This window comes from Limnohabitans sp. TEGF005 (assembly GCF_055394835.1).
In genome coordinates this window covers 2,491,384-2,512,351 of sequence record NZ_AP029226.1, presented here as the reverse complement: position 1 = coordinate 2,512,351, position 20,968 = coordinate 2,491,384, and the positions used below count along the sequence as shown (strand labels likewise).

The following is a 20,968-nucleotide window of genomic DNA, read 5'->3' as shown; positions in this document are numbered from 1 at the left end:
CGCACCGAATGGCACTTCGGTGGCGGGGCCACGTACTGCGGCGCGTGCGAGTCGACCTGTCCTGAGTGTCCGTACCAGGTGAATTCACCTCGGACCGAAGAGGGCTGGCAGGCACTCGCGGTGCTCGATGTCTGCTCATCCCAAGTGCGTGCAGTTCAAGGCGCAGTGCTGGGCATGGACTTCAACGCGTGGGTGTCTGCCAGCCAGGCATTGGATGCAGATCCCACTGCCATGACCCATTTATTCCCTGCCGTCGAGGCGGGCCTGACGCAAGCATTGAACAAACCATCTCCGGACAACCCAAATGGCTGAACGTAACCTATCGATTCGACTGGCTGTCATTGACGGCGGCAAAGTCAAAGCCGAACTGGCAGACGTGGGCGAAGCCGGAGAGCGATCGCTCAAAAAAATCGAGTCGGCATCGCAGCCTGCCTCTGCCGGTCTGAACCTGTTGTCCAAGGCGGCCAACGACGCTTTCGTGCGCATGGAAGACGCCACTTCCCGACTTGGGATGCTCGGCAGTGTTCTCGGTCGGCTTGGCCCAGCCGGTTTGATCGTGGGGGCATCCGTTGCTGCGCTCGGTTATGGCATGCACCAGTTAGTCGTGCCTGTTGCTGAAGTGGGTGAAGAGCTCAACAAGCTTTCTCAGAAAACCGCTGTCTCGGTCGAGGCCTTGTCGGCGCTGCTGTATGCCTCCGAACTGTCGGACGTGAGTGCGGAGAGCTTGACCAAGGCGCTCAAATTCCTCTCGACCGCCATGTTCGATGCCAAGGTCAAGGGTGGCGAAGGCAGTGCGGCGCTCAAGGCGTTCGGGGTCTCGGCGTTAGATGCGCAAGGGCAGATTCGTCCCACTGAGCAGGTGCTTTTGGACCTGGCGGAGAAATTCGCAGCCATGCCCGACAGCGCAGAAAAGGCGGCGCTGGCCGTCAAGCTGTTCGGTAAGAACGGTCTGGACATGATCCCCATGCTCAACCAGGGGCGTGATGGGCTGACCGAAATGATGGAAGAGGCCAAGCGCCTCGGGCTGGTCATGTCTGCCGATGCAGCACGAGCTGCAGAGGAGTTCAACGACAACATGAAGCGCTTGCACGCGGTCAACGAAGGCGTGCAGCGCCAAATCGGATCCGCGCTGCTGCCGATCCTGGCTGACCTGACGGAGCAGATGTTCCTGGCCAAAACCGAGGCCGGGGGTTTCACAAGTGAGTTGCAGGCCATCACGCACAACCGGCAACAGGTTCTGTCCTTTCTTGAGGAAGTCGCAACCGGGCTCGGTTTCATTGCCGAATCGGCGGTGCTTGCCAAGCGCGTGATCAGCCAGCCGTTTGACAGTCTGCAGGTGGTCGCCAAGGACGTCGAGACCTGGATCAAGACCGACATGCTGCGTTCCATGAAGTCCATGGGCTATGACGAGACGCAGATCAATGCCGAAATTGCCAAGTTGCAAGCGGCGCGCGATCGGTTCGTCGAGGCTGCAAACGATCGTTTGACGCATCTGACGGACAACCCTGGCTACGTCAACAAGATCGAAAAATTCTTCGATGAGCAACGCCGCACGGTGCGTGTCATGGGGCAGAAATTTGTCCTTGAAACCGCAGAACAAGCTGCGCAGGTTCAGAAGATTTATGACGAATTCCTGCCCAAGATGCCCCGCAAGCGACCCAGTGGCCTGGATCTGTCGGGCTTTGAGAAGAACAACGAGGGCTTGCAGTTCTTGAAGCAGTTGGAGCAGCGTGCGCTGCGCGTGACCCAAGGTGAAGGCGCTGAATTGCGCGCACGGGCCTTGGAGCTCGAGCGCAAAGGCTACGCAGGCATCGTCAAGGAAGCAGAGAAATACATCGATGCCATAGAGCGGATCGAAAAACAGAAGGAAGCCGACAAGAAGTTCGAGGAGTACGAGAAGGAGCTGCAAAAGGTCCATCAGATCACCGAGAACTACATCGGCAACAACCGCCTCAAGCAGGAAGAGTTGCAGTTGAAGCGCCAGCTTCTGGACGTGGGTGAGGTTGAACGCGCTGCTTTGCAGACGCGTTTTGACATGGAAAAAGCCGCTGTCATGGCATTGCGGCAGGCCGAGCAAATCAACGACCCTGGCCTCAAAGCCGAGGCGATTGCCGCGATCAACGATGCCTTGGCGCGGCAGTTGCCGATTGTTGAAGAGCTGGCACGCGCCAACGTGGAATACCAACGCAGCTTTGACTATGGCCTTCGCAGTTCCCTGCGCACCTACATTGAGGACGCTACCAATGCGGCCAAGCAGGCTGAACGTGCCGTAACCGGTGCCTTCAAGTCCATGGAGGACGCAATGGTTCAGTTTGTGACGACAGGCAAGGTGGACTTCAACAGCTTGGCCAACTCGATCATTGCAGATCTGGTGCGCATCCAGATCCAAAAAATGATCACCTTGCCTTTGGCCGGGTGGATGAGCGGACTGAACCTATTTGGTGGTTCAGGCGGCAACGGGTTGGGCGGTGCATTCCCAGCTGGAGCTACGGATCTGATGTCGGGCGGCACGATGGTGGCGCACACCGGTGGCCTGATTGGCAGCGATGTGCTGGCTACACGCTCTGTCGGGCTGCAGCACTTCGATGGCGCTCAGCGGTTTCATACCGGTGGCTTGGTGGCGGGTGAGGTGCCCATCATCGCGCAGCCGGGCGAGGCTGTTTTCACGCAGGGGCAGTTGCGTGCACTCGGTGGCGCTTTGGCAAAAAACAATCCGTCGCCGGTCAAGGTGCTGGTGAATGTGACCAACCATGCCCCGGGCGTGGATGCGAGAGTTCAAACCACCCAGCAACCCGACGGTAGCACTCGGCTGGATGTGATCGTCGAGCAGATCGAGGCGCGCATGAGTCGTTCCATCAACCAGGGCGTGGGCATTGCCCCCACGCTTGAGCGTCGCTATGGGCTTAACCCAGCGGTAGGAGCTTTGCGATGAGTGATGTGACCTTGCCTGTTGGCATCCCTATTTGGCCGGACACCTTGCCGCTGCCACGTATCGAGGGCTATGGGCTGGCCCCGCAATCGAATGGGGTGCGAACGGACATCGATGCCGGGGCGGCTCGGATGCGCTTGCGCTCCACGAGCACGCTTTATCGGGTGCGCGCGGAGTGGCGTTTCTCACAAGAGGCGTTTGCCGTGTTTGATGCCTGGTGGGTGCATGCCCTCAACCAAGGCGTTCTCTGGTTTGCGATGCCATTGGCGGGGGGCTTGGGTGTTCAGTCGGTGCAGTCCCGGTTCATTGCGCCGTGGGACACCGAGCTGTTGACCGGAAACCGATGGCAAGTCAAAGCGCAATTGGAGGTGCAGGAATTTCCACGGCTCACTGCCGACGAGATCCAAGTTGCTGCGGTGCTGGGGCCGGATGCCATTGCGCTGGGAGAGCGCCTGCACACCTGGCTCAACCAATCCATGGCGGCTGCTGATTACTGGTAGATCAATTTAAGGAACCCAATCATGACCCTCAAGACCCGGCTGGATGAAGCTGTGGGAACGATCGAGGGGGATGCTCAACTGCTCCATGAGATCGTCCACGGGAATGATCAGACGACCGTGACCACGGAAGGTGGCCAGGTCAGGAGCGTGGCCAACGTCATTCATGGAGTTCAAACCCAACTTGATGCGTCCCGCCAAGATCTGACCAATCAGGTGGCTACGGCCACCCAACAAGCGAGTAATGCTGCTCAATCGGCTAGCAATGCATCGACATCGGCCACAACAGCCAGTACCAAGGCAAGTGCGGCCAGTGATTCTGCAACCAGTGCGGCAAGTTCTGCGACGGCTGCGGCGACTTCGGCAACCACTGCCAGTACTAAAGCCAGTGATGCCAGCAGCAGTAAAACGGCAGCGGCCACTTCGGCGACCAATGCCGCAACCAGTGCCACCAATGCAGCGAGCTCGGCAACAGCGGCGGCAGCCTCGGCTACCACCGCGACGCAAAAGGCCAGCGATGCAGCTACCAATGCCAGTTCGGCGGCAGCCTCCGCCACCACGGCCAGTAGCAAGGCAACCGTTGCCCAGACCGCATTGACAGCTGCGCAATCGCAGGCCTCATTGGCTTCAGACTGGGCGCAAAAAACCGTTGCAACGGTCGACGGCACCGGGTATTCGGCGAAGTATTGGGCGGACCGGGCGGCCAATTCGGCGGCAGTGGTCACCACCAATACGGTGATTCCGGCAGATGTGTTTGCAGGGGATGGCGTCAAGACGGATTTCATCCTCAGCCATCCCGTGGCCTATCCGGGTGCTGTGTTGGTGACGGTCGCCGGAGTCCCACAGGCACCATTGGACGCGTACTCTGTTCCCGCCAGCACGACCCTGCGATTTGTGTCCGCCCCGGTGACGGGTGTGGCTATCAGCGTTCGGTATCTCGACAAAGAGGCTCAATCTGGCGCAGCGTCTGCACAGGAGTGGGCTACCAAAACCGGCGGTGTGGTCTCCGGCTCGACGGAATATTCGGCCAAGTACCACGCCCAGGCAGCTGCTGCGAGTGCCACTTCGGCGTCTTCGTCTGCGACGGCGGCATCTGGCAGTGCGATATCGGCTGCAGGATCTGCAACCACGGCCACGACCAAGGCTGCCGATGCAGGGACGTCGGCCACCAATGCGGCGACTTCAGCCACCACTGCCAGTACCAAGGCCAGCGACGCTGCGACATCGGCGACCAATGCTGCGAACAGTGCCAGCGGTGCATCTGCCTCTGCAACAACGGCAACGGCTAAGGCCACCGATGCAAACAACAGCGCAACAGCTGCAGCAAGTTCGGCCAGCAGTGCATCTGGCAGTGCCAGTCTGGCTCAGGATTGGGCGACAAAAACGACAGCCCCCGTCAGCGGCAGTGACTATTCGGCCAAGTACTACGCGCAGTCGATTTCAGCTTCTGCGGCAACCGCCACGCAAAAGGCAACGGACGCGGCGGCCAGTGCAACGGCTGCGGCTGGTTCAGCAAGTACCGCCTCGACCAAAGCATCTGATGCCGCAACGTCGGCGACCAATGCAGCGGCTTCTGCCAGTACCGCCAGTACGCAGGCGTCTGCAGCAGCAACCTCAGCCACGAATGCGGCAAGCTCCGCTACTGCAGCGGCAGGTTCTGCCACCACCGCAAGTGGCAAAGCGACGGACGCGGCCAACAGTGCCACGGCGGCGGCAACCTCGGCCAGCAACGCCAGCACGAGTGCCACCAATGCGGCAACTTCGGCCACGTCGGCAGCTGGGTCAGCCACAACGGCAACGACTAAAGCTGGGGATGCAACGGCGAGTGCTACTGCAGCGGCCAATTCGGCGACTGCGGCGGCAGGCAGTGCCACAAGCGCAGCAGGGTCGTTGACGGCATCGCAGGCGCAAGCCGCTCTGGCTTCTGATTGGGCGCAAAAGACCACCGGTACGGTCGACGGCAGTGGTTACTCAGCCAAATACTGGGCAGGGCAAGCGGCAGGATCGGCAGCGGCGGTGACGGCCAATACGGTCATTCCCGCCGATGTGTTCACCGGTGATGGCGTGAAGACGGATTTCACAATCAGTCGGCCCGTTGGATATCCCGGCGCACTGATGGTGACGGTTGCCGGGGTTCCTCAAGCCCCCTTGGATGCCTACACCATACCAGCCACGACAACGCTCAGATTTAGTTCGGCTCCTGCCAGTGGCGTGGTGATCAGCGTGCGCTACTTGGACAAGGAAGCGCAGTCAGGCGCAGCCGCAGCCGAGGAATGGGCTAACAAGACATCGGGGCCTGTTTCTGGCTCGACCGAGTATTCGGCCAAGTACTACGCACAGTCCATCGCTTCAAGTGCGGCGACGGCCAGTCAGCAAGCAAACAGTGCCGCGAATTCGGCTGCGGCGGCGTCGGGCTCGGCAAGTACTGCCACGACCAAAGCATCGGATGCTGCGACGTCGGCGACCAATGCAGCGGTATCGGCCACCACAGCCAGTACGCAAGCTACTGCGGCAAGCACCTCTGCCACAAGTGCGGCGAGCTCTGCAACTGCAGCAGCGGGTTCTGCCAGCACCGCGAGCAGTAAGGCCACGGATGCTGCAAACAGTGCTACTGCGGCGGCAACCTCGGCCAGCAATGCCAGCACAAGTGCCACCAATGCAGCCATTTCAGCCACGTCGGCATCTGGGTCAGCCACAACGGCGACGAGCAAAGCTGGGGATGCGACGGTGAGCGCCACTGCAGCAGCGAATTCTGCGACGGCTTCTGCAACCTCAGCTACACAAGCTCAGACCTACATGAACCAGGCGCAAGGGTATGCCGCTGCAGCGGGCGGCTCCAACGTCGCCCCACAGGTTTTTACTGGCAATGGTTCGGCTACGGACTTCAGTCTGAGCACAGCAGCGTCCAGCGTCCACAAATTGATCGTGACGGTCAATTACGTGGTGCAGGACTCACTCGACGCCTACGTCCTGGTCAATTCCGGGGCGACTTTGCGATTCACATCGGCACCAGCCGCCAGCGCGCGGATTGTGGTGCGTTACATCTAAATAGGAGAAATCATGGCGATTACGCGCATCCCCAAGGCGGGGCTGGATGATGCCTTGCAGACTGAAATCAACGGCAAGTTGGACAAGGCCGGTGGGACCATGACCGGAACCCTCACCATGTCCAACGGGGCGCTCTTCAAAAGCAGCGTGACGAGTGACGATGCTCGCAACACGGGCTACAAAATGGGAGACGGCCAAGACATAGGAGAGATGGGGCGCTCGAGCCAGTACTACGACGATCGGGCCAGCAACTGCAATGGCTATCTGCCCAATGGTAATTGCGCAAGCAACGCCAACTGGGTTCCCCCCAATGTGAACTGGTGGACATGGGGCCTGGGGTTCAACTATTGCGCCAACAGCGGTCAGTACGACGGAGTCGGTGGAACGAGTTATGCCAACTACGCCGTCCCTTCCGTTGGTCTGAACTATGACGGCTACTACTTGGCGCAAGACGAAATCGGTGGCGCGGAGTACCACCGCTGGTACCGAGCCTGCAATTGCAACTGTAACTGCGGAAGCTACTCCAACTGCAACTGTGGCTCCACTGCCTTCAATTGCCGAACCAATTGCAATTGCAACTGCAATTGCAACTGCAGCACCGATTGCTGAGGGGTTGAAAGATGGCAAATTCAACTACCGTTGGCGGTCGCCTGTTTAATATTCCGTCTCCAGCCGAATCGTTCGGTGCTTTCCCTGTCAGTTACCGCGTCGAGCGGGACGTACAAGCTCAGACGATCACGGTGACGCCTTGGCGCATCAACCCGGAGACGAATGAGAAGGAATATGGCTCACGCCCCTTCGTGTTTGATCCGGCGGCCATCAAGCAGCACATTGACCTTGGCAAGCATTGGGGCATCCATACCAACTGGGCATTGGAGGCCCGCTTTGGCTGGGAGGACCTGGGGCATTTGCATTCCGTTTTCCCGCAGACGAATCTGCATAAAAACCCGTTCTTACTTGGGCGTCCCCTGCATCCACGCACGGTGTTGTTCTTCGTCCCCTTTGAGGACAGCCCGATCGAGGAGGTGGCGGTCCTGGTTTACGCGCCGCAAACCATGGCACCCGAAGGCTTTGCCGAGTTTCTCGAAGTTCGGTCGCGTGTGTCGCTCTACAACGCCGTGCTGCCCTCGCTGGAGTTGGACGTCCCGAATTCCTGTGCCGCAGGTGAAACTATCACTTGCACGGTCAGGCTCATTCAGCCCGTCTATGAAACTGAAGGCATGCCTGCAATCGAAACGCGCAGTGGTGTTCTGTACCTGGAGTGCGAGGCCGGTTTTCTTCCAAAGACCAAGGTGCCTATCGTTGGTGGTGTCGCAAGCTTCAAATGGATGGCTTTGGGACTGGAGTCACAGGACCAGGCGCTGATCAAGGTGGGCTTCAAGTATTTCAGCCACAAGATCGGTGCTGCTGTGGAGGTGGTTTGATGTGGGCGGTGCATGCGGACAGCATTCCAAGCCACATGACGGTTGCCACCTACCTGCGGCGCGCGACAGATTTCGAGGAAGCCATCAAGGCTGTTTCAAATCCGGAGCTTGAGCATCTCGTAGCGATCAGGGACGTGCCTGGTGTGACGGTGCCATCCAATCTGGACCATGCATTCGCCGCAGCATTTGATCGTTTCGATTCGCTGATCTGGGAGTCCCAAGTCAGTGCAGCCAGTCCGGGCCTGTTTCGCAACCTGTCGTTGGCCCACACGGGGCATCCCGTTGAGGCGATGGACCCTTATTTGTGCCAGGACCCATGTCGGTACAGCGGTGCCGACCATTTGGCGTTTACGCATCGCTCGGAGGCGGGGCGATACCTGGCCATCGGGACGATGCTCGATCAGTTCACCCTGACCATTGGGTCGGGGCGGCTGACAGTGTTGGTCCCGCCCAATCCTCGGGGTGTTCCTCTGGTGCATCCACACCGAGACACCTCGATTTTTGAGGAGCTCAGGTTGGACATTTGCCTAGCTGTGTCACCGGGTGTGGTTCTGTCTATTGATGGGCAGGATAACCTGAGCTTCAACCCGGGTGAGTGCCTGTGGATGAACTGTTCGGGCTACGAGCACACCTTGGTCAATCGGCATTCTTGGTTGGGAAGTCGTTGCAGCGTGCATTTCAGCGTCTGGCCATGGATCGAGTTCGACCATCCAACAAGGACGTATAGACCGAACCGCTTTTACGGCCGTAAGCACCCGATTCAGATGATTTTTGATGGAGATTTGACCCGATGACGCCAAGCAATTCATGTCAGCTGCTGAGCCTCTGGCCCAGTCATGTGCTGATCGATCAACTCTCAGAGTTGGATGACGTGCGGGAGACTCTGGCGCAGGAGGCTGCAACCTTCTACGAGCGCCACACCCAAACGTCAGCCAAGATGGCGCATCGAGCCGACACCGTGTCCATGATGCGTGAGCAACCCAGCCAGACGCTGTTGCGTTTGCTGGACGCCATCGAACTGAGGGTGGCCGCCTATGTGCGGCAAGCGTACCCATCGCTCGATCCTTGCGAGTTGTCCATCACCTACAACACGTTCGTGAATCGCCAGCGTGGACTGGGCAAGTGGGCCATCCCGCACCGGCATGTTGGCAATCAACTGGTGGCCACCTATTACCCCCGAGTCCATCTCGGGGCCAACGAAGGGCGAGATGCCGTTGGCTTGCCCGGGGCACTGTGTTTTCACGATCCCAGACCGGTGCAGGCCAACTGGATGCTCCGACATGAAAACAAGCTCTTCGCACAAACGCCCCTCCAAGGGGCGTTGTTCATTTTTCCGGGCTATCTGGAGCACTCCACGTTTCCGCTGTTCGACCCGCAGAGTGACAAGGTCGCCATCGTCACCAATGTGCGCTTCACGCACCGTGATGACCGGGGTGGTGACCAGACCTGGTCAGCCGAACAAATCCGTGCGCACGCCAAAGCCCAGATCCAGTACCCGCACCCAAACAATCCCATGGAGCCCATTCAATGAGTCTCGATCTTTCAGTCCGTCAGGGCTATGCCGTCGAAGTGGTCCAGGTCGATGAATCGAACCTGGTGATGACCGTCCTGGTCGCCAATCCCGACGGCAAGGCTTCTGGCCGTCACATCTTCAACCTCAAGACGCTACCCGGTGCCGATTTGGCCAAGGTGTGTCGCGAGGCCTATCCCATCGCGTTTGAGGACCTCATTCCATGAAATTCACCCTCACCCTCAATGGCCAGCATGGCTTTGTGCGACAGGCGCTCTACGACCCGGAGGATTCCAGTTTGGTCTGGGCTGACAACGAAGAGCGTTTGCCGCTGCCGCAGGCATTTCCAAAGCAAGAGGACATGCAGTGGCCACCGTTTTGGCATCTGCATCACCCCAGCAACCCGGCTGGCAAATCCAAAGCCATCAGGCACCTCAAGCTGCAATTGGGGCTCAAGTGCAACTACGCCTGCCAGTATTGCTCTCAGGCGCACCAGCCTCATGACATTGATGGACACCCGGACGACGTCGCCCCATTCATGCAGCAACTCGAAGGCTGGTTTGCTGGTGGCGACGATGGCCAGGGTGCTGGCGTCAAGATTGAATTTTGGGGCGGTGAGCCCTTTGTGTATTGGAAGCTCCTCAAACCGCTGGGCGAAGCGGTCAAGGCGCGCTACCCGAATGCGCAGTTGTCCATCGTCACCAATGGCTCCCTCTTTGATGACGAAAAGCTCGCCTGGGTCGAGGCGCTCGATGTGGGCATCGGTCTGTCGCATGACGGTCCTGCACAGTCTTACCGTGGTCCTGATCCACTAAACCACCTCGAGGGCCTGGCCCAGATTAAACGCTGGGTGTCTCGGCGCATGTCGATTGACCGCATGAGTTTCAACACGGTCTTGCATCGTCACAACCAATCGCTCAAGGCGGTGCGCCTGTACTTTGCTGAAAAGCTGGATCTTCCCGTGCAGGCCGTGGTGCTTGCGACTGAGGAAGTTATGCTTCCCTACGACCAGAGCGGACTGTCATTGGCGCTCCATGGGAATGATCACGCCCGCTATTTGCACCAGATGTTCTGGGAGCTGGTCACGGGCTCAGGGATGGCCGTTGGAACCATGCGCGACAAAGTGGATGAATTCATGCGCTCCCAAGCGCAGTCACGTCCATTGGCAGCATTGGGTCAAAAGTGCGGAATGGATCGCGATGACTCGATCGCAGTGGACATGAAAGGCAATGTGATGACTTGCCAGAACATGAGTGCCTCCACGAACCACAAGATCGGTCACGTCGATCAGTTTGAAGACATCAGCCTCAATACGGCTTACCACTTCAGCACGCGAAGTGAATGTCCGCGTTGCCCCGTGGCGCAGCTTTGCAAAGGCGCATGCCTGTTCCTGGAGGATGGTTACTGGGAGGCAGCGTGCGACAACTCTTTTAGTCACAACCTGGCTGTTCTGGCGGCGGCACTCTACTACCAGACACAGGGATTGATCCTCACGCGCATAGAAGGTGACGCCATCCGCCGTGACGCTGTCACTGTGATGGATGTCATTCATCTCGGCTTTGTGGAAAGCCATGGTGACATGAGCACGGTTGCACCGTCAGAGCGATCCATCAAACCATTTCCTGTTCGGGTGACGCATGCCTGATGCAGCACTTTCTGAGGCACTTCGGGAAGCCTATGCAAGCGCTCCGAGCAATGTGGTCATCCTGCATACCCTGGAGATCCGGCACCAGGACTTCAGAGATGAAGCAGGCAACACGACGGCGATCCGTGTGGTGCGTGATCAGCAAGACTTGCTGGCAAGGCTTGAGGCGTCAGCGCCAATCAATGCGGGGCAGCAGGTCCAGTTCGTGGCCATGGGCTTTGAGCTGGATTTGCCACCGGTGGATATCGCGCCGGTTCCCGAAATTGCGATCACCCTGGACAACGTCACCAGGGAGATCGTGAAGCACTTGGACGAGGCATCGGTTTCGGAGTCACCCATTGAGGTGACCTATCGCCCGTACCTCTCCAACGATTTGAGTGGTCCGCAGATGGATCCACCGATCACGCTCATCATCACCGAAGTGGAGGCTGACGTGCAGCGGGTCACGGCCAAGGCGAGGATGGCGGACATTGGCAACAAGACCTTTCCGTCACGCCTGTACACCGCAACCGAGTTTCCAGGGTTAGCCCGATGACAGATGAAGATTCACCGAGTTGGGCGATCCAGTACATCGGTCGCCCGTGGATTGCAGGAGAGAGAGGCCCCGAGTCATTTGACTGCTGGGGCCTTTTTCTTTGGGTCCAGAAGACCCACTTCGGTCGTGACTTGCCGGTGATCCCGGTGGACGCGCTGAATCTGCGAACGGTCCTTCATACGTTCAAAAACCACCCGGAAAGAAAGCGTTGGGCGGCGGTCGATTTGCCCAAGCAGGGCGATGCGGTGTTGATGCGTCAGTCACGACACCCCGTGCATGTTGGCGTTTGGGTTGATGCGGACGGCGGTGGAGTGTTGCACTGCGCCCAACAGATCGGGGTGGTGTTTCAGCAATTGAGCTCTCTGGCCAGTCACGGCTGGCAGGTGGAGGGGTATTACCGATGGAAGGAATTGCCATGACAAGCGCTTGCATGTCAGGCCTGCCCAGTCCTGGACTGGTTATCTGGATGCGAAATCCATTCGAGCCCAGTGACCGGCAGGTGAGCCATGTGTTTGGCTCGCCCACGATCGCACAGTGGATGAATCGTGATGGCATTGAGTTCGAGCAGCCTACCCTGATCCTGAAAAATGGTCAGCCGGTGCTGATGGCGCACAGGGCAGTGACACCGATCGATGCGGGTGATGTTGTGGCGTTGGTCACTCTGCCGCAAGGAGGTGGAGGTGGCGGCAAGAACCCGCTGCGAACCGTGCTCATGATCGCCGTTCTGGTCGTCGCCAATGCATATGGCGGCGCACTGGCTGCCTCAATGGGGTATTCGGGAACTCTGGCCACAGCAGTGGCATCCACTGCGATCGCAGTCACGGGCTCGGTGCTCGTGAATGCGCTGGTGCCATTGCCCAATCAGTCTTTGCCCTCGGCATCGGCTAACACGACATCCCCCAGCCCGACCTACTCCTTGCAGGCGCGCGGCAACTATGGACGTCTGTCGCAACCAGTCCCCGTGATTTATGGCCATCATTTGGTGTACCCGGATCTGGCCACCATGCCCTATACCGAGTACGAAAACAACGAGGAATATCTGCATCAGTTGCACGTCATTGGCGTGGGTCAGTTTCAGTTTGAGGAGCTGTCGATTGATGACAGCCCGATCAGCTCGTTTGCCGAGGTGCAGGCGCAGGTTATTGAGCCTGGCGGACAGAACACCTTGTTCAACCCCGATGTGGTCACGGCCCCAGAGGTGTCCGGTCAGGAATTGATTGCTGTCAGCGACTCCGGTGCCATCGTTGGTCCCTTCGCCCTGAATCCCGTGGGTACACAGATCAATCAGATCGGTGTCGATGTAGTGATGCTGCGCGGACTGTATTACGCCAATGACAGCGGTGCATTGGAGAGCCGGTCGGTGCAATGGCGCGTAGAAGTGCGAAGCATTAATGACGATGGCGATGCCACCTCAGGCTGGCTCCATGTGGCTGACGAAACCTACTCAGCCGCCACGAATACCGCGCAACGCTTGTCGTTCAAGTATTCGGTGTCGCCTGGGCGTTATGAGATTCGCCTGCAGCGCCTGGATGCGCGGGACACCAGCAACCGAGCTGGTCACGAGCTGCGTTGGGGTCAGGCCAAGGGCTATTTGGCGGGATCGAGTCTGCCCACGGACCTGACCTACTTGGCACTCAGGATGCGCGCGACCGACAACTTGTCGCAGCGCTCATCCCGACTGGTCAACTGTCTGGTGACGCGCAAGCTCTCCATCTGGAATCCGAACACTGGATGGTCTGCACTGCAACCCACTCGCTCGATTGCGTGGGCCTTCGCGGATGCGGTCAAGGCCAGCTATGGAGCAGGGTTGCCGGATCGGCAATTAGACCTGGCAGCCTTGGCACAGTTGGATGCGGTGTGGTCGGCGCGCGGGGATACCTTCAATGCCGTGTTCGATCAGAACCAGACGGTGTGGGACGCCTTGGGACAGATTGCGCGGACGGGGCGTGCTGTGCCGTTCTTGCAGGGTGGGATTGTTCGCATCGTTCGCGATGAACCCAAGACCATCCCGGTGGCGCTCTTTTCTGCAAGAAACATCGTGCGCAACAGCTTGAAGATCCAGTACCTGATGCCAGGCGATGCCACGGCGGATGCAGTCACGATCGAATACGTCAATCCCAAGAGTTGGAAGCCAGATGAGTTCACGGTGTCCTTGCCTGGATCCCAAGCTGCCAAGCCTGCTCGTGTGAGGTTGTTTGGCTGCACTGATAAGGCGCAGGGCATTCGTGAGGGGAAATACATCGCAGCGGCCAATCGGTATCGCCGACGAATCGTCACCTTTCGCACTGAGCTGGAAGGTTTGATCCCGACCTATGGTGACCTGATTGCCCTGAGTCATGACATTCCCCGTTGGGGTGTGAGTGGCGAGGTCTTGAGCTGGGATAGCCGGTCGAGAACCGTGCGGTGCTCTGAGCCGCTGGGTTGGCAGTCAGGAGCCGTTCACTACCTCGTTCTACGAAAGCCAGATGGATCGGTCTCCGATGCCGTCGAGGTCATGCCGGGCGCAACTGCCACCCACGCCATCCTGAAAACTCTACCCGGCTTTGAGCCACAGGTCGGTGCTGACCGAGAGCGAACGCACTTTGCTTTTGGTGTGGGCCAGTCCTGGTCCCAGCTGGCGCGCGTCATGAGCGTCAAGCCTAGGACTGAGCAGGTCGAGCTGACTTGCGTGGCCGAGAACGCGTTGGTGCATACCGCCGATCAATCCTGATTTGAATCTGATTTTTGTAACCACCCGCCGAGGAGCAATCCCGGCGGGTTTCTTTTTGGAGAAATGAATGCCAGAACCGACAAGTAGTGGGGTCGCCGGAGCAGCAGTTGCGTACAAGGCGCTGGGAGGAACAGCAGCCGCTGTTGCGAGCGGGGCAACGCTGGCTGCCGTGGTGGTCATGTTGATGACTCCGCCACGAAACAAGAGGGAGTGGGCCGTCGGCTTGATCAGCACGGTGGTGTCCAGCATCGGTGGCGGTGCATTCACCGTCGAACACTTCGATCTGCATCACTGGGCGTTTTCAACCATGGGACTGTGTGCCATGGGTGGATTGATCTTTGCCTGTGGTTTGCCGGGGTGGGCGATGGTGCGCTGGACGTTTGCTTTCATCGACAAGCGCCGGGATGCATCGCTTGATGCGGTGGCCAAGGATGTGAAGGAGCTGCTATGAAACCGATTGAATTTATCGCGCTGATCGGATCTTCTGCGCAAGCCACTGCCAAGCGCACGGGTGTATTCGCCAGCATCACGATTGCTCAGGCGGCATTGGAGTCCGGCTGGGGTGAGTCGGGTCTGGCCAAGGTGGGCAAGAACCTCTTTGGCATCAAAGCCGACAGCCGCTGGCGGGGCGAGACCTTGATCTTGCAGACCAAGGAATTCATCCGTGGACAGTGGGTTGTGGTGCCTGCCAAGTGGCGCAAGTACGCCAGCTGGCAAGAAAGCATTGATGACCACGCCGCATTCCTCAAACAAAACCCACGTTATCAGCCGTGCTTCCAATGCCTCAAGGCAGAGGCGTTTGCACAAGCACTGGCCAAAGCCGGGTATGCCACTGATCCAGGCTATGCCGACAAGGTGATCAGTCTCATGAACCAGCACAAGCTGCAAGCTCTGGACGGAGGTACGCCATGAACTGGTTCACGCGCTTACTGCTGGGCCACTGGAGTTCCATCTTGGGCGGGTTCTTGCTGCTCGTGGCGCTGATTTTTGGCATCCAGATTGGCCAATCCCGTGTGCAACGCGCCTGGGATGCCGAAAAGCTGCAGGCGGCATTGACTCAGGCCAAACAAGAACAACACGTTGTCGACACCCTTCACGCGCAGCGAACCATCAATCAGGAGATATCGAATGAATTCCGGACAAAAAAGGGCTTGTTGGCTGGCTTGCGGCCTGTTTTGCGTGGCTGTGATGTCGGGCTGCGCATCCAGCCCAACCATGAGTCCATCACCATGCTCGCCGTTTCCAGCATTGCCACAGGAGTTGCGGCAGCCCCCACCGACGCTGTACCTAATTCCACAGGCTCTGCGGCCAGCATCCAATGTGAGCAATTAGCCCGCGATGCGGCTGAAACTACCCTCATGGTTCTTGAGCTCCAGAAATGGTATTCTAAACAGGCGGCTGCAGCGAATACAGACGAGCCATAATTTCAGATCGTCGGCGTCTGGTGCGCCATGGCTAGCGACAGCAGGCTAGCAATTTCTTCAAGAAGAGGGCGCAATTTCGCATGGTCGGATTGAGCAGTTGCCATTTCAATCCGTGACGACCAGTGTCCTCGCCTATACAGGTTCGCGACACGCTCCAAGACGTCTCTGGCAGTTCGATCGCGGATTTCCTGCTCCGGAGCAGACTTGGCGGTTAATCTGGATACGACTGCGGTTCTGAGTAGTGATCCGCGTGATGACGAAGTCACGAAACTCCTGTGATTTACGGTCAAAGCCGCGAACGTGCCAGCGCAGACCGTTGTCGATCAGCGCGAAGGGGACGATCTCTCGCTCAGTACAGCCGCTTGAAATCGAGTGGTACTCAAGGGCCAGTGGACACTCCTGCTGGATGGCACGCGTAACGGCAGCCAGTACATCCAGATCTGGGTGAGTCAGCCGTGTCGGCACATCACTGACGATCCAGGTGCGATGGAGCATCGGCTCGCCATCACCGAATCCCTGGGTGAGCCAGGACATCACGCGTTCAGACGGAAAGTCGAATAGCGGACGGAATTGGTCGGTCAGCACATAGGACTTGGCCTTGGAGTCGTAGTCGATGTTCCCGGACGACAGATCCTTGTAAACGGCGAGGTCTCGTGTCGCGGCTGCAGATTGGATGCCAAACCGCGACACCAGGTCTTGGCGTCGGATCTCGCCGATGAAGCGCACACGCAACTCCACGAACGCGAGCCGATCGCGTTGCGGTTGGGTCAGTTCAGCAAGTCGTTCTGTTGGCATCCTGTGTGGCTCGCGCGGTTTTGGTAGCACTTGTGCGGATTGTTGCAGAAAGTATATTGGATGCTCTAGTATGTGTCGACAGAATCATAATCAATTGTTTGTGTGTCGCATAAAGATTTGGTGAATCCGATTCGGGAACGAGGAAAGGAACCATCATGACGGCTCAGATTGCAGAACGACTGCACTACCAAGGAGAGGACGTTGCCATGTGCACAAACCCCCTGAGCGACTATTTTGGTCTATGCAACCGCGCTTCACCCGGCTGCCGTTGCTTGACGCCGAAAGCCGATGTCTTGGTTTTGTCATATATTTCGACGATAATAGAAACATGGAAGAAAAAGACGTCGTCAAAGCCTTAGCCGCCATGGCCCAGCCCAACCGCCTGCAGGTGTTCCGCTCCCTCGTGGTTGCGGGAAAACAAGGTGCGACGCCAGGGCAGTTGGGCGAACTGCTCGGGGTGCCTAACGCCACGCTCTCGTTTCATCTCAAAGAGCTGATGGGCGCGGGCCTGATCAGCCAGGAGCGCAGTGGGCGCAACCTGATTTACCGCGTCGAGTTCGACCAGATGAATGGTCTGCTTGCCTACCTCACTGAGAACTGCTGTCAGGGTGCCGAGGCCTGCCTCGACGCCTCGTCCACCAACTGCCAATGCTGAAAGTACCCAACATGAAACGGTTCCACGTACACCTCCATGTCCAAGACCTGCAAGCGAGCATCGCGTTTTACTCACGCCTGTTCTCTGCCCAACCTGCGCGGATCGAAACTGACTACGCCAAGTGGATGCTTGAAGACCCTCGGGTGAACTTCGCCATCTCAACGCGAGGCAGCAAGCCTGGCCTCGACCACCTGGGCTTCCAAGTCGATAGTGCCGAGGAGTTGGTTGAGATGAAGGCGGCTGCTCAAAACGCCGACATGGCCATGCTCGACGAGGGCGAGACGACCTGCTGCTATGCCCGCAGCGACAAGCACTGGATCACTGACCCGCAGGGCGTCGCCTGGGAGCAGTTCCACACGCTTGGTGACATCCCCGTTTTCAACGAAGCCTCGCAACCCGCTTCTGGCGCGGCATGTTGCGCGCCCACAAAGCCAACTGCTGCGGCTTGCTGCGCTCCGAACACGGTTGCAACAGCCAGCTGCTGTGGCCCCGCTACTTCCTCCAAATCCTCTTGCTGCTGAAAGAACAACATGACCTCTGAATCCAAACCCTTGAATGTCCTTTTCCTATGCACGCACAACTCTGCTCGCAGTATCTTGGCCGAAGCACTGTTGAACCACCTCGGCCAGGGGCGCTTCAAAGCTTATTCGGCTGGTAGTAGCCCACGTGAGAACCAGCGGCCTAATCCGCTAGCACTTGAAACACTGACCAAAGCGGGCCTGCCGGTGGAGGGTCTCTATAGCAAGAGCTGGGACGAATTCGCAAAGCCCGACGCCCCCAAAATGGACCTCGTGATCACCGTCTGCGACAACGCGGCCGGTGAAGTGTGTCCTTTCTGGCCAGGCCAACCTGCGACGGCACACTGGGGTTATGCCGATCCGTCCGAGGTTGACGGCGACGACGACAAAAAGCGAGAGGCGTTCATGCAGACCCTGCACATGATGCGCAAGCGCCTGGACATTTTTGTGAATCTGCCCCAGAGCAGCTTGACCAAGATGTCCATCGAGAAATCCGCCCGCGATCTGGCCAAGAGTTGACCATGAGCGTTCAATGTGAAGTCACAGCAAAGGTTGCGGCCCAGGCTCCCATGAGCCTCTTCGAGCGTTACCTGACGCTGTGGGTGTTCCTGTGCATCTTGCTGGGTATTGCGCTTGGGCAGTTTTTTCCCGGCGTGTTCCAGGCCGTCGGAGCTATGGAAGTCGCCCAGGTCAACTTGCCCGTAGGTCTGTTGATCTGGGTGATGGTCATCCCGATGCTTGTGAAGGTGGACTTCGGTGCGCTGGGTGAGGTGCGCCAGCACGTGCGCGGCATTGGAGTGACCCTGTTCGTCAACTGGCTAGTGAAGCCGTTTTCAATGGCGTTTCTGGGCTGGCTCTTCATCCGCCATTGGTTTGCACCGCTTTTGCCCGCAGACCAGCTCGACAGCTACATCGCTGGCCTGATCCTGCTGGCGGCAGCCCCCTGTACGGCGATGGTGTTTGTCTGGAGCCGTCTTACGAATGGTGATCCGCTGTTCACGCTATCGCAGGTCGCGCTCAACGACACGATCATGGTGTTTGCGTTCGCGCCGCTGGTAGGGTTCCTTTTGGGCATCTCCGCGATCACCGTCCCGTGGGCCACTTTGGTGACCTCGGTCGTGCTCTACATCGTCATCCCCGTGCTGCTTGCTCAGTGGTGGCGCAAGGCATTGTTGGCCAAGGGGCAGGAAGTATTTGATGCGATGATGGCCAAGATCGGACCCTGGTCGATCACGGCGCTGCTGGCAACGCTGGTGCTGCTCTTTGCTTTCCAAGGCGAGGCCATTCTCAAGCAGCCGCTGGTCATAGCCTTGCTGGCCGTGCCCATCCTGATCCAGGTGTTCTTCAACTCGGCGCTGGCTTATTGGCTCAACCGCCAGCTTGGAGAGAAGCATTCCGTGGCTTGCCCCTCGGCCCTGATCGGTGCGTCCAACTTCTTCGAGCTGGCCGTCGCGGCAGCGATCAGCCTGTTTGGCTTTCATTCCGGGGCGGCGCTAGCCACCGTGGTCGGCGTGCTGATCGAGGTGCCGGTGATGCTGCTGGTCGTGCGCGTGGTGAATGCCTCCAAACCCTGGTACGAGGCCCGATAAAGATGGCAGAAAGCAACGCTTTTGAGTGCGTCTTGCGTGCCTGGGAAATGCACGAACGAGCGTTGCTTGCCTTCTTGATTCTTCGCGCCCCAAACCGTCATGCCGCCGAAGACCTGCTGCAAGAGGTTTTCCTCAAAGCCATGCGTCAAGGCAAAGACTTCTGTTCACTGGAGAACCCGAAGGCGTGGTTGTTCCAGGTGGCGCGCAATGCATTGATCGATGCAGCCCGCCTGGCAAAGCCCCATACCGAACTGTCGGATGAATTGGCCGAAACCTTGGCCGATGCCCCTGCTTCAGAGCGGGTGCCAGTCGATGAACTCGATGCGTGTGTGGAACGCAACCTTCCAGCGCTGGATGTCGAAGACCGACACATCATCGAGGCCTGTGACCTTCAAGGGCAGACCGTGCGGGCTTATGCAGAAGCCAACCAGCTCACCCTGGCCGCCGCAAAGTCCCGCCTGCTGCGCGCCAGAAAGCGGCTCCGGGATACCCTGGTGGTGAACTGCCAGGTCAGATTCGACGACACCGGGCAGGTGTGCTGCCACACGCCTCGCCCTTCTGCCTGAATCCTTTTGCCGATTCATTCGTCTTCTTTGTAGATCGTTCAGCACAGGCCGACGCCTCGCTGAAGAACGCAACGGAGAAGACCAATGACTGCCCTCGCCATGCGCTGGACTCAGCGCAACCCGACCTTGTTCCTGATTGTGGCCGCCCTGCTGTGGTGGGGCCTGTACCAATCGCTGATACCCGCCTCTGAAGCGCTGGTGGCTGCGTTGCCGGTCGCGCGCGACAGCCATTTGGGCGGTGCGCTGCAATTTTTCTTCTACGACACCCCCAAGGTCTTGCTGTTGCTGACCGGCGTGGTGTTCGTCATGGGCATGGTCAACAGCTACTTCACGCCCGAGCGTACGCGCGCGCTGTTGGCAGGGCGCACCGAAGGCGTGGCCAACGTGATGGCCGCCACGCTGGGTATCGTCACCCCGTTCTGTTCCTGCTCGGCCGTGCCGCTGTTCATCGGCTTCGTGCAGGCCGGTGTGCCCCTGGGCGTGACCTTCTCGTTCTTGATCTCCGCGCCCATGGTCAATGAGGTGGCATTGGCACTGTTGTTCGGGATGTTTGGCTGGAAGATTGCCGCGCTGTACTTGGGGTTGGGCCTGACGGTGGCTATCGTGGCGGGCTGGATCATCGGCCGCCTGAAGATGGAAGCGTACCTGGAAGACTGGGTGCGCGACATGCCAAAGATGTCGGCAGGATTTGAAGCCGCTGAGATGACCTTGGCTGACCGGGTGCAGGCAGGCTTTGCCTCGGTGCGCGAGATCGTAGGCAAGGTTTGGCCCTACATCCTGGCCGGTATCGCCATCGGCGCCGGTATCCACGGCTGGGTGCCCGAGGACTTCATGGCCAGCTTCATGGGCAAGGATGCCTGGTGGTCGGTGCCGCTGGCGGTGCTGATCGGCGTGCCCATGTACACCAATGCGGCTGGGGTGATTCCCATCGTGCAGGCTCTGCTGGCAAAGGGCGCAGCGCTGGGCACGGTGCTGGCGTTCATGATGAGCGTGATCGCACTGTCGCTGCCCGAAATGGTGATCCTGCGCAAGGTGCTGAAAATCCGGCTGATCGCCACCTTCGTCGGTGTGGTTGCCAGCGGCATCCTGATCGTGGGCTTTGTTTTCAACGCTGTGCTTTAAG

General features: G+C 58.8%; 27 protein-coding genes and 1 pseudogene. 22 read left to right on the top strand and 6 right to left on the bottom strand.

Annotation, left to right across the window (positions count from 1 at the left end):
* Nucleotides 1–78 precede the first annotated feature (78 nt).
* Genes ACZ5RG_RS12315 through ACZ5RG_RS12305 form a run of 3 tightly spaced genes read left to right on the top strand, consistent with a single transcriptional unit; the run spans nt 79 to nt 3,429 of the window.
* Nucleotides 79–312: a DUF7697 family protein gene (locus ACZ5RG_RS12315; RefSeq protein ID WP_464447213.1), complete on the top strand. Its 234-nt coding sequence runs from the start codon at nt 79–81 to the stop codon at nt 310–312.
* Nucleotides 305–2,932, top strand: a complete 2,628-nt coding sequence (locus tag ACZ5RG_RS12310; protein ID WP_464447212.1) for a phage tail tape measure C-terminal domain-containing protein — start codon at nt 305–307, stop codon at nt 2,930–2,932. Before ACZ5RG_RS12315 ends, ACZ5RG_RS12310 begins: the two co-directional genes overlap by 8 nt.
* Nucleotides 2,929–3,429 (top strand): hypothetical protein, encoded by a 501-nt coding sequence (locus ACZ5RG_RS12305; protein WP_464447211.1) that lies wholly within the window; start codon nt 2,929–2,931, stop codon nt 3,427–3,429. The genes ACZ5RG_RS12310 and ACZ5RG_RS12305 overlap by 4 nt, the downstream gene beginning before the upstream one ends.
* Before the next feature lie 6 nt (nt 3,430–3,435).
* Here the strand turns inward: ACZ5RG_RS12305 and ACZ5RG_RS12300 are convergent, their stop codons facing one another.
* The 5 genes from ACZ5RG_RS12300 to ACZ5RG_RS12280 form a co-directional block, all read right to left on the bottom strand.
* Nucleotides 3,436–3,681: a hypothetical protein gene (locus ACZ5RG_RS12300; protein WP_464447210.1), complete on the bottom strand. Its 246-nt coding sequence runs from the start codon at nt 3,679–3,681 to the stop codon at nt 3,436–3,438.
* Nucleotides 3,678–4,211: a hypothetical protein gene (locus ACZ5RG_RS12295; RefSeq protein ID WP_464447209.1), complete on the bottom strand. Its 534-nt coding sequence runs from the start codon at nt 4,209–4,211 to the stop codon at nt 3,678–3,680. The genes ACZ5RG_RS12300 and ACZ5RG_RS12295 overlap by 4 nt, the downstream gene beginning before the upstream one ends.
* A gap of 165 nt (nt 4,212–4,376) precedes the next feature.
* On the bottom strand, nt 4,377–4,721 hold the full coding sequence (locus tag ACZ5RG_RS12290) for a hypothetical protein (RefSeq protein WP_464447208.1): 345 nt from the start codon (nt 4,719–4,721) through the stop codon (nt 4,377–4,379).
* Between the two features lie 129 nt (nt 4,722–4,850).
* A complete protein-coding gene (locus ACZ5RG_RS12285) occupies nt 4,851–5,300 on the bottom strand; it encodes a hypothetical protein (RefSeq protein ID WP_464447207.1) in 450 nt (149 codons plus the stop codon).
* A 495-nt stretch (nt 5,301–5,795) separates the two neighbouring features.
* Nucleotides 5,796–6,164, bottom strand: coding sequence for a hypothetical protein (locus tag ACZ5RG_RS12280; protein WP_464447206.1), 369 nt, complete (start codon nt 6,162–6,164; stop codon nt 5,796–5,798).
* A 58-nt stretch (nt 6,165–6,222) separates the two neighbouring features.
* Here ACZ5RG_RS12280 and ACZ5RG_RS12275 point away from each other — a divergent pair, with 58 nt between their 5' ends.
* The 13 genes from ACZ5RG_RS12275 to ACZ5RG_RS12215 all read left to right on the top strand — a co-directional run bounded on the left by ACZ5RG_RS12275 (nt 6,223) and on the right by ACZ5RG_RS12215 (nt 15,722).
* A complete protein-coding gene (locus ACZ5RG_RS12275) occupies nt 6,223–6,474 on the top strand; it encodes a hypothetical protein (protein WP_464447205.1) in 252 nt (83 codons plus the stop codon).
* A 12-nt stretch (nt 6,475–6,486) separates the two neighbouring features.
* Nucleotides 6,487–7,083, top strand: coding sequence for a hypothetical protein (locus ACZ5RG_RS12270; protein WP_313881876.1), 597 nt, complete (start codon nt 6,487–6,489; stop codon nt 7,081–7,083).
* 11 nt (nt 7,084–7,094) lie between these two features.
* A complete protein-coding gene (locus ACZ5RG_RS12265; RefSeq protein WP_313881875.1) occupies nt 7,095–7,898 on the top strand; it encodes a hypothetical protein in 804 nt (267 codons plus the stop codon).
* A gap of 35 nt (nt 7,899–7,933) precedes the next feature.
* Complete coding sequence (locus tag ACZ5RG_RS12260; RefSeq protein WP_464447204.1) at nt 7,934–8,692, top strand: hypothetical protein; 759 nt, start codon at nt 7,934–7,936, stop codon at nt 8,690–8,692.
* A complete protein-coding gene (locus ACZ5RG_RS12255) occupies nt 8,689–9,429 on the top strand; it encodes a 2OG-Fe(II) oxygenase family protein (protein WP_313881873.1) in 741 nt (246 codons plus the stop codon). Before ACZ5RG_RS12260 ends, ACZ5RG_RS12255 begins: the two co-directional genes overlap by 4 nt.
* Nucleotides 9,426–9,635, top strand: coding sequence for a hypothetical protein (locus ACZ5RG_RS12250; RefSeq protein ID WP_313881872.1), 210 nt, complete (start codon nt 9,426–9,428; stop codon nt 9,633–9,635). Before ACZ5RG_RS12255 ends, ACZ5RG_RS12250 begins: the two co-directional genes overlap by 4 nt.
* Complete coding sequence (locus tag ACZ5RG_RS12245) at nt 9,632–11,053, top strand: SPASM domain-containing protein (RefSeq protein WP_464447203.1); 1,422 nt, start codon at nt 9,632–9,634, stop codon at nt 11,051–11,053. The genes ACZ5RG_RS12250 and ACZ5RG_RS12245 overlap by 4 nt, the downstream gene beginning before the upstream one ends.
* Nucleotides 11,046–11,588 (top strand): DUF1833 family protein, encoded by a 543-nt coding sequence (locus ACZ5RG_RS12240; protein ID WP_313881870.1) that lies wholly within the window; start codon nt 11,046–11,048, stop codon nt 11,586–11,588. The genes ACZ5RG_RS12245 and ACZ5RG_RS12240 overlap by 8 nt, the downstream gene beginning before the upstream one ends.
* The gene (locus ACZ5RG_RS12235; RefSeq protein WP_313881869.1) at nt 11,585–12,007 is read left to right on the top strand and encodes an NlpC/P60 family protein; all 423 of its coding nucleotides are present in this window, start codon (nt 11,585–11,587) and stop codon (nt 12,005–12,007) included. Before ACZ5RG_RS12240 ends, ACZ5RG_RS12235 begins: the two co-directional genes overlap by 4 nt.
* Before the next feature lie 47 nt (nt 12,008–12,054).
* Nucleotides 12,055–14,298, top strand: a complete 2,244-nt coding sequence (locus tag ACZ5RG_RS12230; protein ID WP_464447202.1) for a host specificity factor TipJ family phage tail protein — start codon at nt 12,055–12,057, stop codon at nt 14,296–14,298.
* A 67-nt stretch (nt 14,299–14,365) separates the two neighbouring features.
* Nucleotides 14,366–14,749, top strand: coding sequence for a hypothetical protein (locus ACZ5RG_RS12225; protein ID WP_464447201.1), 384 nt, complete (start codon nt 14,366–14,368; stop codon nt 14,747–14,749).
* A complete protein-coding gene (locus ACZ5RG_RS12220; protein WP_464447200.1) occupies nt 14,746–15,210 on the top strand; it encodes a glycoside hydrolase family 73 protein in 465 nt (154 codons plus the stop codon). The genes ACZ5RG_RS12225 and ACZ5RG_RS12220 overlap by 4 nt, the downstream gene beginning before the upstream one ends.
* Nucleotides 15,207–15,722 (top strand): hypothetical protein, encoded by a 516-nt coding sequence (locus ACZ5RG_RS12215; RefSeq protein ID WP_464447199.1) that lies wholly within the window; start codon nt 15,207–15,209, stop codon nt 15,720–15,722. Before ACZ5RG_RS12220 ends, ACZ5RG_RS12215 begins: the two co-directional genes overlap by 4 nt.
* A 243-nt stretch (nt 15,723–15,965) precedes the next feature.
* On the opposite strand, the pseudogene ACZ5RG_RS12210 reads toward ACZ5RG_RS12215, so the two are convergent.
* Nucleotides 15,966–16,517 (bottom strand): annotated as a pseudogene (locus ACZ5RG_RS12210) (WYL domain-containing protein); the annotation flags it as partial.
* A 328-nt stretch (nt 16,518–16,845) separates the two neighbouring features.
* Between ACZ5RG_RS12210 and ACZ5RG_RS12205 the strand changes: the two are divergent.
* The 6 genes from ACZ5RG_RS12205 (at nt 16,846) to ACZ5RG_RS12180 (ending at nt 20,967) form a co-directional block, all read left to right on the top strand.
* On the top strand, nt 16,846–17,172 hold the full coding sequence (locus ACZ5RG_RS12205) for an ArsR/SmtB family transcription factor (RefSeq protein ID WP_104801505.1): 327 nt from the start codon (nt 16,846–16,848) through the stop codon (nt 17,170–17,172).
* Between the two features lie 11 nt (nt 17,173–17,183).
* Complete coding sequence (locus tag ACZ5RG_RS12200) at nt 17,184–17,693, top strand: ArsI/CadI family heavy metal resistance metalloenzyme (protein ID WP_464447198.1); 510 nt, start codon at nt 17,184–17,186, stop codon at nt 17,691–17,693.
* Between the two features lie 9 nt (nt 17,694–17,702).
* Nucleotides 17,703–18,209 (top strand): arsenate reductase ArsC, encoded by a 507-nt coding sequence (locus ACZ5RG_RS12195; RefSeq protein WP_464447197.1) that lies wholly within the window; start codon nt 17,703–17,705, stop codon nt 18,207–18,209.
* Between the two features lie 2 nt (nt 18,210–18,211).
* Entirely contained in the window at nt 18,212–19,279 is a 1,068-nt protein-coding gene (gene arsB / locus ACZ5RG_RS12190; protein ID WP_464447196.1) for an ACR3 family arsenite efflux transporter, read from the top strand.
* Between the two features lie 2 nt (nt 19,280–19,281).
* A complete protein-coding gene (locus ACZ5RG_RS12185; RefSeq protein WP_464447195.1) occupies nt 19,282–19,845 on the top strand; it encodes a sigma-70 family RNA polymerase sigma factor in 564 nt (187 codons plus the stop codon).
* Nucleotides 19,846–19,929: 84 nt separating this feature from the next.
* Nucleotides 19,930–20,967 (top strand): permease, encoded by a 1,038-nt coding sequence (locus ACZ5RG_RS12180; RefSeq protein WP_464447194.1) that lies wholly within the window; start codon nt 19,930–19,932, stop codon nt 20,965–20,967.
* The last annotated feature ends 1 nt before the right edge of the window (nt 20,968 follow it).

Bases quoted from the DNA above. Each gene is read 5' to 3' on its own strand.
- ACZ5RG_RS12310 (WP_464447212.1), top strand. From the start codon at position 305: ATGGCTGAACGTAACCTATCGATTCGACTGGCTGTCATTGACGGCGGC.
- ACZ5RG_RS12305 (WP_464447211.1), top strand. From the start codon at position 2,929: ATGAGTGATGTGACCTTGCCTGTTGGCATCCCTATTTGGCCGGACACC.
- ACZ5RG_RS12295 (WP_464447209.1), bottom strand. From the start codon at position 4,211: ATGAAATCCGTCTTGACGCCATCCCCTGCAAACACATCTGCCGGAATC.
- ACZ5RG_RS12275 (WP_464447205.1), top strand. From the start codon at position 6,223: ATGAACCAGGCGCAAGGGTATGCCGCTGCAGCGGGCGGCTCCAACGTC.
- ACZ5RG_RS12270 (WP_313881876.1), top strand. From the start codon at position 6,487: ATGGCGATTACGCGCATCCCCAAGGCGGGGCTGGATGATGCCTTGCAG.
- ACZ5RG_RS12265 (WP_313881875.1), top strand. From the start codon at position 7,095: ATGGCAAATTCAACTACCGTTGGCGGTCGCCTGTTTAATATTCCGTCT.
- ACZ5RG_RS12260 (WP_464447204.1), top strand. From the start codon at position 7,934: ATGACGGTTGCCACCTACCTGCGGCGCGCGACAGATTTCGAGGAAGCC.
- ACZ5RG_RS12255 (WP_313881873.1), top strand. From the start codon at position 8,689: ATGACGCCAAGCAATTCATGTCAGCTGCTGAGCCTCTGGCCCAGTCAT.
- ACZ5RG_RS12250 (WP_313881872.1), top strand. From the start codon at position 9,426: ATGAGTCTCGATCTTTCAGTCCGTCAGGGCTATGCCGTCGAAGTGGTC.
- ACZ5RG_RS12245 (WP_464447203.1), top strand. From the start codon at position 9,632: ATGAAATTCACCCTCACCCTCAATGGCCAGCATGGCTTTGTGCGACAG.
- ACZ5RG_RS12240 (WP_313881870.1), top strand. From the start codon at position 11,046: ATGCCTGATGCAGCACTTTCTGAGGCACTTCGGGAAGCCTATGCAAGC.
- ACZ5RG_RS12235 (WP_313881869.1), top strand. From the start codon at position 11,585: ATGACAGATGAAGATTCACCGAGTTGGGCGATCCAGTACATCGGTCGC.
- ACZ5RG_RS12230 (WP_464447202.1), top strand. From the start codon at position 12,055: ATGCGAAATCCATTCGAGCCCAGTGACCGGCAGGTGAGCCATGTGTTT.
- ACZ5RG_RS12225 (WP_464447201.1), top strand. From the start codon at position 14,366: ATGCCAGAACCGACAAGTAGTGGGGTCGCCGGAGCAGCAGTTGCGTAC.
- ACZ5RG_RS12220 (WP_464447200.1), top strand. From the start codon at position 14,746: ATGAAACCGATTGAATTTATCGCGCTGATCGGATCTTCTGCGCAAGCC.
- ACZ5RG_RS12215 (WP_464447199.1), top strand. From the start codon at position 15,207: ATGAACTGGTTCACGCGCTTACTGCTGGGCCACTGGAGTTCCATCTTG.
- ACZ5RG_RS12205 (WP_104801505.1), top strand. From the start codon at position 16,846: ATGGAAGAAAAAGACGTCGTCAAAGCCTTAGCCGCCATGGCCCAGCCC.
- ACZ5RG_RS12200 (WP_464447198.1), top strand. From the start codon at position 17,184: ATGAAACGGTTCCACGTACACCTCCATGTCCAAGACCTGCAAGCGAGC.
- ACZ5RG_RS12195 (WP_464447197.1), top strand. From the start codon at position 17,703: ATGACCTCTGAATCCAAACCCTTGAATGTCCTTTTCCTATGCACGCAC.
- arsB (WP_464447196.1), top strand. From the start codon at position 18,212: ATGAGCGTTCAATGTGAAGTCACAGCAAAGGTTGCGGCCCAGGCTCCC.
- ACZ5RG_RS12185 (WP_464447195.1), top strand. From the start codon at position 19,282: ATGGCAGAAAGCAACGCTTTTGAGTGCGTCTTGCGTGCCTGGGAAATG.
- ACZ5RG_RS12180 (WP_464447194.1), top strand. From the start codon at position 19,930: ATGACTGCCCTCGCCATGCGCTGGACTCAGCGCAACCCGACCTTGTTC.